Here is a 12,803-nt window from a genome sequence, read left to right as displayed (position 1 = left end):
GGTCGCTTTTGACGCAATCCTGCGTGGAGCCATTCTGAACCCCGGCTCCATCCAGCGCAAAAAAATTATTACAGCAATGTCGACTCAAGGATTACCCATGAACGTCAGCCGAAGAAAATTCTTCAAGATCTGCGCTGGCGGTATGGCAGGAACCACGGCAGCACTGCTCGGCTTTACGCCGGAAGCCGCGCTGGCGGAAACACGGCAGTATAAGTTGCTGCGTGCCCGCGAAACCCGTAATACCTGCACTTACTGCTCAGTCGGCTGTGGCCTGTTAATGTACAGCCTCGGCGATGGCGCGAAAAACGCCAAAGAGACCATTTTCCACATCGAAGGGGATCCGGACCATCCGGTGAGCCGCGGCGCGCTCTGTCCGAAAGGCGCGGGCCTGCTTGATTTTGTACACAGCGACAGCCGTCTGAAATATCCGGAATACCGTGCGCCAGGCTCCGACAAATGGCAGCGCATCAGCTGGGATGACGCCTTTACGCGCATCGCGCAGCTGATGAAAGCCGATCGCGACGCCAACTTTATCGCGCAGAACGCCGCCGGCGTGACGGTAAACCGCTGGCTCTCCACCGGCATGCTGTGCGCTTCGGCCTCCAGCAACGAAACCGGCTACTTAACGCAAAAATTTACCCGATCGCTCGGTATGCTGGCGGTCGACAACCAGGCACGCGTCTGACACGGACCAACGGTAGCAAGTCTTGCTCCAACATTTGGTCGCGGTGCGATGACCAACCACTGGGTCGACATCCGTAATGCCAATCTGGTTGTGGTGATGGGCGGAAACGCTGCTGAGGCGCATCCGGTCGGTTTCCGCTGGGCGATGGAAGCCAAAATTCACAACAAAGCCAAACTGATTGTTATCGATCCGCGCTTCACGCGCACGGCATCGGTGGCAGACTTTTACACGCCTATCCGCCCCGGCACCGACATTGCCTTCCTGTCGGGAGTACTGCTGTGGCTGCTGCAGAATGACAAAATCCAGCATGAATATGTGCAGGCGTACACCAATGCCAGCCTGATCGTGCGGGAGGATTACCATTTCGACGACGGCCTGTTCAGCGGCTACGACGAAGCCAATCGCAAATATGACAAAACCAGCTGGAACTACGAGCTGGGCGACGACGGCTTTGCCAAACGCGATGACAGCCTGAGCCATCCGCGCTGCGTCTGGAATCTGCTGAAGCAGCACGTCAGCCGTTATACGCCGGAAATGGTCGAGCGCATCTGCGGCACGCCAAAGGCGGATTTCCTGCACGTCTGTGAGCTGATTGGCGAAACCAGCGCGCGCGACCGCACCACCTCGTTCCTGTATGCGCTGGGCTGGACACAGCACTCCGTCGGGGCGCAGAACATTCGCACCATGGCGATGATTCAGCTGCTGCTGGGCAATATGGGGATGGCCGGCGGCGGCGTCAATGCGCTGCGCGGACACTCCAATATTCAGGGTCTGACCGATCTCGGCCTGCTGTCGCAAAGCCTGCCGGGCTATATGACGCTGCCGTCGGAAAAACAGACCGATCTCACCAGCTATCTGGCGGCGAACACGCCGAAGCCGACGCTGCCGGGCCAGGTGAATTACTGGGGCAACTACCCGAAATTCTTCGTCAGCATGATGAAAGCCTTCTTTGGCGATAAAGCGCAGGCGGAGAACAGCTGGGGCTTTGACTGGCTGCCGAAGTGGGACAAAGGCTACGACGTGCTGCAGTACTTCGAGATGATGTCGCAGGGCAAGGTCAACGGCTATCTGTGCCAGGGCTTTAACCCGGTGGCGTCGTTCCCGAACAAGCGCAAAGTGATCGATTCGCTGTCGAAGCTGAAGTTCCTCGTCACCATCGACCCGCTCAACACCGAAACCTCGACCTTCTGGCAAAATCACGGCGAGTTTAACGATGTCGATCCGGCGCAGATTCAGACCGAAGTGTTCCGTCTGCCGTCAACCTGCTTTGCCGAGGAGAACGGCTCAATCGTCAACTCCGGCCGCTGGCTGCAGTGGCACTGGAAAGGTCAGGATGCGCCGGGCGAAGCGCTCAACGACGGTGAAATTCTCTCCGGTATCTATCTGCGCCTGCGTGAGATGTATGCGCGCGAAGGCGGTGCACAGCCAGAGCCGGTACTGAACATGACCTGGAACTACCTGACGCCCGACAATCCGGCCTCGGAAGAGGTGGCGATGGAGAGCAACGGCAAAGCGCTGGCGGACATCTACGATGACAAAGGCACGCTGCTGGTGAAAAAAGGCCAGCAGCTCAGCACTTTTGCTCATCTGAAAGATGACGGCAGCACCAGCAGCGGCTGCTGGATTTTCGCCGGTAGCTGGACACCGGACGGTAACCAGATGGCGCGCCGCGATAACACCGATCCGAGCGGGCTGGGTAATACGCTGAACTGGAGCTGGGCGTGGCCGCTGAACCGCCGCATCCTGTATAACCGCGCCTCCGCCGACCCGCAGGGCAACCCGTGGGATCCGAAACGCCAGATCCTCAAATGGGATGGCAGCAAGTGGGGCGGTATGGATATTCCGGACTACAGCACGGCCGCGCCGGGCAGTAACGTCGGGCCGTTTATCATGCAGCCGGAAGGCATGGGCCGCCTGTTCGCCATCGACAAAATGGCAGAAGGACCGTTCCCGGAGCACTACGAGCCGTTTGAAACGCCGCTCGGCACCAACCCGCTGCATCCTGACGTGGTCTCTAACCCGGCCGCGCGCGTGTTCAAAGACGATCTGGCGGCGATGGGCAAAGCGGAGCAGTTCCCGTATGTCGGCACCACGTATCGTCTGACCGAGCATTTCCACTACTGGACCAAACACGCGTTGCTCAACGCCATCGCGCAGCCGGAACAGTTTGTGGAGATTGGCGAGAAGCTGGCGAACAAGCTCGGCATCGCCCAGGGCGATACGGTGAAGGTGAGTTCCAACCGCGGCTATATCAAAGCCAAAGCGGTGGTCACCAAGCGCCTGCGTCCGCTCAACGTCGATGGCAAAACTGTCGATACCATTGGCATCCCGATTCACTGGGGCTATCAGGGCGTGGCGAAAAAAGGCTTTATCGCCAATACCCTGACGCCGTTTGTCGGTGACGCCAACACGCAAACGCCGGAGTTTAAGGCGTTCCTGGTTAACGTCGAGAAGGTGTAACGGAGAACGAAGATGGCTTATCAATCGCAAGACATTATCCGCCGCTCCGCCACCAATGGTTTCACGCCTGCCCCGCAGGCGCGTGACCATCAGCAGGAAGTGGCGAAACTGATCGACGTCACCACCTGCATCGGCTGTAAGGCGTGTCAGGTCGCGTGTTCAGAGTGGAACGACATCCGCGACGAGGTCGGTCATAACGTCGGGGTGTATGACAACCCGGCGGATTTGACCGCCAAATCCTGGACGGTGATGCGTTTCTCGGAGGTCGAGGAGAACGGCAAGCTGGAGTGGCTGATCCGCAAGGATGGCTGCATGCACTGTGCCGATCCCGGCTGTCTGAAAGCCTGTCCGTCGGAAGGCGCGATTATTCAGTACGCGAACGGGATCGTCGATTTTCAGTCGGAACAGTGCATTGGCTGCGGCTACTGCATCGCCGGCTGTCCGTTTGACGTGCCGCGGCTGAATAAAGACGACAACCGCGTGTATAAATGCACGCTGTGCGTCGATCGCGTCAACGTCGGTCAGGAACCGGCGTGCGTGAAAACCTGTCCGACCGGGGCGATTCACTTCGGCAGCAAAAGCGATATGCAGCAGCTGGCTGCCGATCGCGTCGCCGAGCTGAACACGCGCGGCTATGCCAACGCCGGGCTGTACGATCCGGCTGGCGTCGGCGGCACGCACGTCATGTACGTGCTGCACCACGCCGACAAACCGCAGCTGTATCACGGCCTGCCGGCCAACCCGAGCATCAGCCCGGCGGTCACCTTCTGGAAAGGCATCTGGAAACCGCTGGCTGCTATCGGCTTTGCCGCCACCTTCGCCGCCGCGGTGTTCCACTACGTTGGTGTCGGTCCGAACCGGGTGGAAGAGGACGACGACGAAAACCTGCATGAAAAAGAGGAGCGCGAATGATGAAAAAGCGCGATCGTCTGGTGCGCTACAGCGCGCCGGAACGCATCAATCACTGGATTGTCGCGTTCTGTTTTGTGTTTGCCGCGCTCAGCGGACTGGGTTTCTTTTTCCCGTCGTTTAACTGGCTGATGCATGTGCTCGGCACGCCACAGCTGGCGCGTATTCTGCACCCGTTCGTCGGCGTGGTGATGTTTGCAGCCTTTATTATCATGTTCTTACGCTACTGGAAGCACAATCTTATCCAGCGCGACGATCTGGTATGGGCGAAAAATATCCGCAAAATCGTGCGTAATGAAGAGGTGGGCGATACCGGGAAATACAACTTCGGGCAGAAGTGTGTGTTCTGGGCTGCTATCATCAGCTTAGTCTTGCTGCTGGCGAGCGGAATTGTCATCTGGCGCCCCTGGTTCGCCGGGTACTTCACCATTCCGCTGATTCGCGCCGCGCTGGTGGTGCATTCGGTCTCGGCTGTGGCACTGATCATGACGATTATGGTGCATATTTATGCCGCCCTGTGGGTGAAAGGCACCATTACCGCCATGGTTGAGGGCTGGGTACCGGCCGCGTGGGCGAAGAAACATCACCCACGCTGGTATCGCGAGCAGCGCCAACGCCAAACACAACAGGAAAAACGTCCCTGATGAGTATTCGCATCATCCCGCAGGAGCAGCTGGAGAAGAGCGAAAAGAACACGGCGGAGCAAGTTCCGCCGTTACTTTTCCCCCGGCTGAAAAATCTCTACAGCCGCCGTGCGGCGCGGTTGCGTGATCTGGCGGCGAAAAATCCGCTGGGCGACTACCTGCGTTTTGCCGCGGTGATCGCGCAGGCCCAGGAAATCGTGCTGTATGACCATCCGCTGCAGATCGATCTGCATCAGCGGCTGGCCGAGAGCGCGCAGCAGGGCAAACCGCCGCTGGATATCCACACTTATCCGCGCGATGTGCACTGGCAGCGGCTGCTGCATTCGCTGATCGCCGAGCTGAAGCCAGAGATGAGCGGCCAGGCGCTGGCGGTGCTGGAGAATCTGGAGAAGGCCTCGTCCACCGAGCTGGAAACCCTTGCCAGCGCGCTGCTGGAAGGCGAATTCGCCCAGGTCAGCAGTGATAAAGCCCCGTTCATCTGGGCGGCGCTGTCAATTTACTGGGCGCAGATGGCGGCGATGATCCCCGGCAAAGCGCGGGCCGAATATGGCGAGCATCGTCAGTTCTGCCCGGTGTGTGCCAGTGTGCCGGTCGCCAGCGTGGTGCACATGGACGTTGGCCAGCAGGGTCTGCGCTATCTGCACTGTAATCTGTGCGAAAGCGAGTGGTACGTGGTGCGCAGCAAGTGCTCGAACTGCGAGCAAACGCGCGATCTGCATTACTGGTCGCTGGACAGCGAGCAGGCTGCCGTGAAAGCCGAAAGCTGCGGCGACTGCGGTACCTATCTGAAGATGCTATACCAGGAGAAAGATCCGGCGCTGGAACCGGTGGCCGACGATCTCGCCTCGCTGGTGCTGGATGCCCGCATGGAGCAGGAAGGATTCGCGCGCAGCAGCCTGAATCCGTTTATGTTTCCCGGGGATTGATGCAGTAAATTTACTCATTCTGCGATTTGTAGCGGCGCGATTTATCGCGCGGTTTTGCACCATCAAACCCTGCGCGATAAATCGCGCCGCTACAATGTGGAGCCTGGCATTTATCGCAACGGAGACATCTGATGAAACTGATTGGCAGCTATACCAGCCCGTTTGTGCGCAAAATCTCAGTGATCCTGCTGGAAAAGGGCCTGGTGTTTGAATTCGTCAACCACTCTCCGTGGGAGCCTGACAGCCACGTCCCGCAGTACAATCCGCTGGGTAAAGTGCCGGCCTTCATAGATGACCAGCAGCTGACCTGGTTTGACTCCTCGATCATTGCTCAGGTGATTGAGCTGCGTGGCGATGCGCCTGCCCTGCTGCCCGACGACGCACTGCGCGCCCTGCAGATCCGCCAGCTGGAGAAGCTGGCCGACGGCATCAATGATGCGGCGGTGATGATCGTGCGCGAACAGATGCGTCCCGGCGATCGGCAATCGGAAGAGGTGCTGCTGCGTAATCGCGAGAAAATCGCGCGCGGCCTCGACGCGCTGGAAACCGCCGCCGCGCAGGGCGAGTTGCTCAACAGCGGCACGCTCAACCTCGCCGATATCGCCACCGGCTGCACCCTGGGCTATCTCAATTTTCGCCGCGTGCTGCCCAACTGGTGCGTCAATCGCCCGGCGCTGGTTAAACTGGCAGAAACGCTGTTCGAGCGGGAAAGCTTTGCCCGTACGGTTCCGCCCACCCACTAAGTGATGTGATGAAAGCCCTCTACAGTCAGCTCCCTGCCATCGACAGCCTGCTGCGCGATCCGGCGCTGCAGCCGCTGCTGGCACAAACCGGTACCGCCTTTATCACGCGTCAGCTGCGCGGCATGCAGCAGGAGGCGCGCGACCACATTCAGCAACATCAATCGTTACCACACTGGCACGCCAGCTGGCCGGATGAAGCGCTGCGCCGCGCGCAGCAGCAGCAGCAAAGCGCGCTGCGCCCGGTGTTTAACCTGACCGGCACCGTGCTGCACACCAATCTGGGGCGCGCGCAGCTCAGCGATCGCGCAATCGCGGCGGTCAGCGCCTGTTTGCGCCAGCCGGTAACGCTGGAGTATGCGCTGGACGACGCGGCGCGCGGCCATCGCGATCGCGCAGTCAGCGCACTGCTGTGCGAGCTAACCGGTGCCGAAGCTGCCTGTATCGTCAATAACAACGCCGCTGCGGTGCTGCTGATGCTGGCCAGCCTGGCAGCGGGCCGCGACGTGATTATGTCGCGCGGCGAACTGGTGGAGATCGGCGGCGCATTCCGTATCCCTGACGTGATGCGCCAGGCGGGCTGCCGATTGGTGGAGATCGGCACCACCAATCGCACCCATATTAAGGATTATCGCGGCGCCATCGGTGAGGATAGCGGCCTGCTGATGAAGGTACATACCAGTAATTACCAGATTCAGGGCTTTACCCATGCCGTGTCTGAAGCCGAGCTGGTGCAGTTAGGCGACGCGCACGGCCTGCCGGTGATCAGCGATCTCGGCAGCGGTTCGCTGGTAGATATGACGACGTACGGATTGCCGCCCGAACCGATGCCGCAGCAGCTGATTGCGGCCGGCGTCAGCCTGGTGAGTTTCTCCGGTGACAAACTGCTCGGTGGCCCGCAGGCCGGGATTATCGTCGGCAAAAAAGCGCTGATTGACCAGCTGCAACAGCATCCGCTGAAGCGCGCACTGCGCGTCGATAAAATGACGCTGGCGGCGCTGGAAGCGACGCTGCAGCTCTATCGTCAGCCGGAAACCCTGCATGAAGCGCTGCCAACACTGCGCCTGCTGACGCGCAGCGCGCACGATATTCTGCAACAGGCTGAACGTCTGATGCCGGCGCTGGAGCACGCCTTCAGCGCCGATTTTTCGCTGGCGATCGCCGCCTGTTCCTCGCAAATTGGCAGCGGTTCGCTGCCGGTCGAACGCCTGCCCAGCTTTGCTATCACCTTCACGCCACGCGACGGTCACGGCAGCCAGCTCAACGCCCTGGCGCAGCGCTGGCGCCAGCTGGCACGCCCGGTGATCGGCCGCCTGCAGGAGGGCAAACTGTGGCTGGATTTACGCTGCCTTGATGACGAAGCCGCCCTGATACGGACCTTAGTACCATGATTATTGCCACGGCCGGACATGTCGATCACGGTAAAACCGCACTGTTGCAGGCCCTGACCGGTGTTGATGCCGATCGCCTGCCGGAAGAGAAACGGCGCGGCATGACCATCGATCTCGGATATGCCTACTGGCCGCAGCCCGATGGCCGCACCCTGGGCTTCATTGATGTGCCTGGCCATGAAAAATTTCTCGCCAACATGCTGGCCGGCATCGGCGGCATCCATCATGCGCTGCTGGTGGTGGCCTGTGACGATGGCGTGATGCCGCAGACGCGTGAACATTTACAGCTGCTGAGCCTCGCCGGACAGCCGCCGCTGAGCGTGGCGCTGACCAAAGCCGACCGCGTTGACGCCGCACGCATCGCAGAGGTGCAGCAGCAGGTCGCGCAGCTCACGCAGCAGCTCGGCTGGCCAGCGGCAGCGCAGTTTGTTACCAGCAGCCATACGCTGCAGGGCATTGAAACGCTGCGCCAGCACCTCAGCAGCCTGAACGCACCGGCGTTTGAGCCTGGCCGCCGTTTCCGCCTCGCCATCGACCGCGCTTTCACGCTGAAAGGCACCGGGCTGGTGGTCACCGGCACCGCGCTGAGCGGTGAAGTCAGGGTGGGCGACACGCTGTGGCTCAGCAGCCTGAACCTGCCGCTGCGCGTGCGGGCGCTGCATGCGCAGAACCAGCCGGTGACGCGCGCGCAGGCGGGCGAGCGCATCGCGCTGAATATCGTCGGTGACGTGGAGAAGGCACAGATTACGCGCGGCGACTGGCTGCTGGCGCAGCCACGTCTCGCCGGCACGCAGCGGCTGATCGTTGCACTGCGCCTGCTGCAACCGCTGAAAACGGCCTCACAGCCGGTGCATCTGCATCACGCGGCCAGCCACGTCACCGGCCGCTTAACGCAGCTCACGGACGATGTGGCTGAACTGGTGCTCAGCCAGCCGCTGTGGCTGGCGGAAAACGATCGGATAATTATCCGCGACAGCAATGCGCAGCACACGCTGGGCGGCGGACGCGTACTGCTGTGCGACAGCAAAAAGCGCGGTAAACGCCAGCCGGACTATCTGCAGTGGCTACAGCAGCTGGCCGCGGCGCACGATGACAGCGCCAGCCTGCAGGCGCATCTGGCGTATCAACCGGCCGCGTATGACGAGCTCGGCTGGGCGCGCCAGCTCACTGCGCCAGCGCTGGACGCGCTGCTGCTGCCGCTGAATCCGGCGCGGCTGGGTGTCAGCCTGATGAGCGACACCATGGCCAGCGCCTGGCAGCAGCGTTTACGGGAAGCGCTGAGCGCCTTCCACCAGCAGCACCCGGAGCTGCCGGGCATCGGCCACGATCGCCTGCGCCGTGTGGCGCTGCCGCATGCGCCGGCACCGCTGGTGCCGGGATTAATCGATCAGATGCTGGCACATGGCGAGCTGCGGCAGAAACAGGGCTGGCTGCACCTGCCCGACTTCGCGCCGCGCTTTAATCCACAGGAAGCCACGCTGTGGCAGCAGGTCGAGCCGCTATTCAGCGACCAGCCACTGTGGGTGCGCGATATTGCCGATGCGCTGCAGCAGGATGAAGAGCAGATTCGCGGTTTATTACTCACCGCGGCGCGTCTCGGCCATATCACGGCGATCGTGCGCGATCGCTACTACCGCAGCGCGCAGATCCAGATCTTCGCCGATCTGATTCGTCAGCGTGCGGCCGCCGGAGGCAGCACCAGCGCCGCTGACTTCCGCAACCAGCTGGGTACCGGCCGCAAAGTCGCGGTGCAGATTCTGGAATTCTTTGACCGCAGCGGCTTTACCCGCCGTCGCGGTAACGATCACCTGCTTCGCGACGCGCGCCTGTTCACCCCTTCTGCCGCCTGAAACAAAAAAAGGGACGATTGCTCGTCCCTTCGGTTCACTTCTGCCCATCGCTTACTGCAGCAGCGAAATGTCCGCCACCTGCAGGAACAGTTCGCGCAGTTGCGCCAGCAGCGTCAGGCGATTGATACGCACCGCTTCGTCATCGGCATTCACCATGACGTTGTCGAAGAAGTTATCCACCGCTTCGCGCAGCTGCGCCAGCTCCACCAGGGCATCCTGATAGCGGCCTTCCGCAAAGTACGGCTGCAGCTTGTCGCCCAGCGCGGTGACAAAGGTCGCCAGCTGAATTTCAGCGTTCTCTTTCAGCAGGGATGCCTGCACGCTGTCGTTCAGGGTTTCGGTGGCTTTCGCCAGGATATTCGACACGCGCTTGTTAGCCGCCGCCAGCGCCGAAGCCGCTTCCAGCGTACGGAAGTGCGAAACCGCCTTCATACGTGCATCGAAATCGGCCGGACGGGTTGGACGACGCGCCAGCACCGCCTGAATGGTGTCAACGCTGTGGCCCTCTTCCTGATACCAGGCGCGGAAACGACCCAGCATGAAGTCGATGACATCATCAACCACATTGGCGTTGCTCAGCTTGCTGCCGTACAGGCGCACCGCTTCTTCCGTCAGGGTTTGCAGATCGAGCGGCAGGTTCTTCTCAACGATGATACGCAGCACGCCCAGCGCGGCACGACGCAGCGCAAACGGGTCTTTATCGCCTTTCGGATGCTGTCCGATGCCAAAGATACCGGCCAGGGTATCCATTTTATCGGCAATCGCCACGGCGCAGGCCACCGGGCTGGACGGCAGATCGTCACCGGCGAAACGCGGCTGGTACTGCTCGTTAAGTGCGACCGCCACATCTTCCGCTTCGCCATCGTGGCGCGCGTAGTGCATGCCCATCACACCCTGAGTGTCGGTGAACTCGAACACCATATTGGTCATCAGGTCGCACTTCGACAGCAGGCCAGCGCGCGTGGCGTGATTGACATCAGCGCCAATCTGCGCGGCAATCCAGCCGGCCAGCGCCTGAATACGGTCGGTTTTGTCACGCAGCGTACCCAGCTCTTTCTGGAACAGCACGGTTTCCAGACGCGGCAGGTTATCTTCCAGACGCTTTTTACGGTCGGTGTTGAAGAAGAACTCGGCATCGGCCAGACGCGGACGCACCACTTTTTCATTACCGGCAATGATCTGCTGCGGATCGCGCGATTCAATGTTGGTGACGAAGATGAAGTTGGGCAGCAGCTGGCCATCTTCCGCGTAAACCGGGAAGTACTTCTGATCCCCTTTCATGGTGTACACCAGCGCTTCAGCCGGTACCGCGAGGAACTTCTCTTCAAACTTCGCCGTCAGCACCACCGGCCACTCCACCAGCGAAGCCACCTCTTCCAGCAGGCTGTCGCTCAGGTCGGCTTTACCGCCCAGCTGCTGCGCGGCGGCTTCGGCATCGGCTTTGATTTTGGCTTTACGCGTGGCGTAATCGGCGATCACTTTACCGCGCTCCTGCAGCAGCTGCGGATATTGATCGGCATTGTCCAGCGTCAACTCCGGCTCGCCCATGAAGCGGTGGCCGCGAATAACGCGATCGGACGGAATACCGAGGATGGTGGCCGGAATCAGCTCATCACCCAGCAGCAGCGTCACGGTGTGCACCGGACGCACGAACTGCACGTCGCTGGCGCCCCAGCGCATCAGTTTTGGAATCGGCAGCTTGCTCAGCGCGGTCGCGACCATCGGCGGCAGCAGCGCCTGCGCGCTTTCGCCTTTTACCGCAGCACGATGCACCAGCCACTCGCCTTTGTCAGTGCTGAGACGCTCAGCCTGCTCTACGGTGATGCCGTTGCCACGTGCCCAGCCTTCTGCCGCTTTAGTCGGCTTGCCTTCGGCATCAAATGCCGCAGCGACGGCCGGGCCGCGCTTTTCTACTTCGCGATCGGGCTGCGCGGCCGCCAGCTGTGCCACCTTCAGCGCCAGACGACGCGGTGCCGCAAACCAGCTGACGTCGCCATGCGCCAGACCGGCGCTATCGAGCTCAGCGGTAAAGTGCGCAGCAAAGGCTTCTGCCAGGCTGCGCAGGGCTTTCGGAGGCAACTCTTCGGTGCCAATTTCCACCAGGAAAGTTTTATCGGTCATGGCTGCCTCTTACTTATTACGGTTGCACATAGGGAAGCCGAGTGCCTCGCGGGAGGCATAATAGGCTTCCGCCACGGCTTTCGTCAGGGTGCGGATACGCAGGATATAGCGCTGGCGCTCTGTTACCGAGATCGCCTTGCGCGCATCAAGCAGGTTGAAGCTGTGCGCGGCTTTGAGAATGCGCTCATAGGCTGGCAGCGGCAGCGGTTTTTCCAGCGCCAGCAGCTGCTGTGCCTCTTTTTCATACTGCTCGAAGCAGCTGAACAGGAAATCGACGTCGGCGTACTCAAAGTTGTAGGTCGACTGCTCCACCTCGTTCTGGTGGAACACGTCACCGTAGGTGGTTTTGCCGAACGCGCCGTCGCTCCAGGTGAGATCGTACACGCTGTCCACGCCCTGGATGTACATCGCCAGGCGCTCCAGACCGTAGGTGATCTCGCCGGTCACCGGCTTACACTCCAGGCCGCCGACCTGCTGGAAGTAGGTGAACTGCGTGACTTCCATGCCGTTCAGCCACACTTCCCAGCCGAGCCCCCAGGCGCCCAGCGTTGGGTTTTCCCAGTTATCTTCGACGAAGCGAATGTCATGCACGCCAGGGTCGATACCGAGCTCTTTCAGCGATCCGAGGTACAGCTCCTGAAGGTTGTCCGGGTTCGGCTTAATCACCACCTGGAACTGGTAGTAGTGCTGTAAACGGTTCGGGTTTTCACCGTAGCGGCCATCGGTGGGACGGCGCGATGGCTGCACGTAGGCGCTCGCCATTGGCTCTGGCCCGAGAGCACGCAGGCAAGTCATAGGGTGAGAAGTGCCAGCGCCCACTTCCATGTCCAGCGGCTGGACGATGGTGCAGCCCTGACGCGCCCAGTAATCCTGCAAGGTCAGGATCAGGCCCTGAAAGGTCTTGGTATCAAACTTTTGCATGTTGAATTCGCACGCGATACGGGTGGATTTAAAAAGAGTGCGACAGTATACCCTTTGACCGCGCATTGTGCAGCCGGAAATCCTGGCGCAGGCGGGTGCGGTTGTGCGGCGGTTAACAGAGAGCTCCGAAATCCAGGCTGCGGGGGTTGTTGGCCC

At 60.8% G+C, this 12,803-nt stretch carries 9 protein-coding genes; 7 read left to right on the top strand and 2 right to left on the bottom strand.

What is annotated here, in order from left to right; genetic code table 11:
* Window positions 1–97: 97 nt before the first annotated feature.
* From fdnG to selB, 7 genes are all read left to right on the top strand, one after another.
* A complete protein-coding gene (fdnG, locus tag F3J41_RS21980; protein WP_081049407.1) occupies window positions 98–3,145 on the top strand; it encodes a formate dehydrogenase-N subunit alpha in 3,048 nt (1,015 codons plus the stop codon).
* A 12-nt stretch (window positions 3,146–3,157) separates the two neighbouring features.
* Window positions 3,158–4,057 (top strand): formate dehydrogenase subunit beta, encoded by a 900-nt coding sequence (gene fdxH / locus F3J41_RS21975; RefSeq protein WP_166712447.1) that lies wholly within the window; start codon window positions 3,158–3,160, stop codon window positions 4,055–4,057.
* A complete protein-coding gene (gene fdoI / locus F3J41_RS21970) occupies window positions 4,057–4,698 on the top strand; it encodes a formate dehydrogenase cytochrome b556 subunit (RefSeq protein WP_031279592.1) in 642 nt (213 codons plus the stop codon). Before fdxH ends, fdoI begins: the two co-directional genes overlap by 1 nt.
* A complete protein-coding gene (fdhE, locus tag F3J41_RS21965; RefSeq protein WP_058770768.1) occupies window positions 4,698–5,624 on the top strand; it encodes a formate dehydrogenase accessory protein FdhE in 927 nt (308 codons plus the stop codon). Before fdoI ends, fdhE begins: the two co-directional genes overlap by 1 nt.
* Before the next feature lie 131 nt (window positions 5,625–5,755).
* Window positions 5,756–6,367, top strand: a complete 612-nt coding sequence (locus F3J41_RS21960; protein ID WP_021506859.1) for a glutathione S-transferase — start codon at window positions 5,756–5,758, stop codon at window positions 6,365–6,367.
* 8 nt (window positions 6,368–6,375) lie between these two features.
* Entirely contained in the window at window positions 6,376–7,755 is a 1,380-nt protein-coding gene (selA, locus tag F3J41_RS21955; protein ID WP_166712446.1) for an L-seryl-tRNA(Sec) selenium transferase, read from the top strand.
* The gene (gene selB / locus F3J41_RS21950; protein WP_166712444.1) at window positions 7,752–9,605 is read left to right on the top strand and encodes a selenocysteine-specific translation elongation factor; all 1,854 of its coding nucleotides are present in this window, start codon (window positions 7,752–7,754) and stop codon (window positions 9,603–9,605) included. The genes selA and selB overlap by 4 nt, the downstream gene beginning before the upstream one ends.
* A gap of 51 nt (window positions 9,606–9,656) precedes the next feature.
* On the opposite strand, the gene glyS is transcribed toward selB, so the two are convergent.
* A complete protein-coding gene (glyS, locus tag F3J41_RS21945; protein ID WP_166712442.1) occupies window positions 9,657–11,726 on the bottom strand; it encodes a glycine--tRNA ligase subunit beta in 2,070 nt (689 codons plus the stop codon).
* Window positions 11,727–11,735: 9 nt separating this feature from the next.
* Window positions 11,736–12,647 carry a glycine--tRNA ligase subunit alpha gene (glyQ, locus tag F3J41_RS21940; protein ID WP_021506863.1) on the bottom strand — a complete coding sequence of 304 codons (912 nt, stop codon included), beginning with the start codon at window positions 12,645–12,647 and terminating at the stop codon, window positions 11,736–11,738.
* Window positions 12,648–12,803 lie beyond the last annotated feature (156 nt).

Origin of the sequence: Pantoea sp. Ap-870, assembly GCF_011752515.1 — a bacterium.
GTDB classification, from domain to species: Bacteria; Pseudomonadota; Gammaproteobacteria; order Enterobacterales; family Enterobacteriaceae; genus Pantoea; species Pantoea dispersa.
This window is presented reverse-complemented; position numbering and strand designations above follow the sequence as displayed.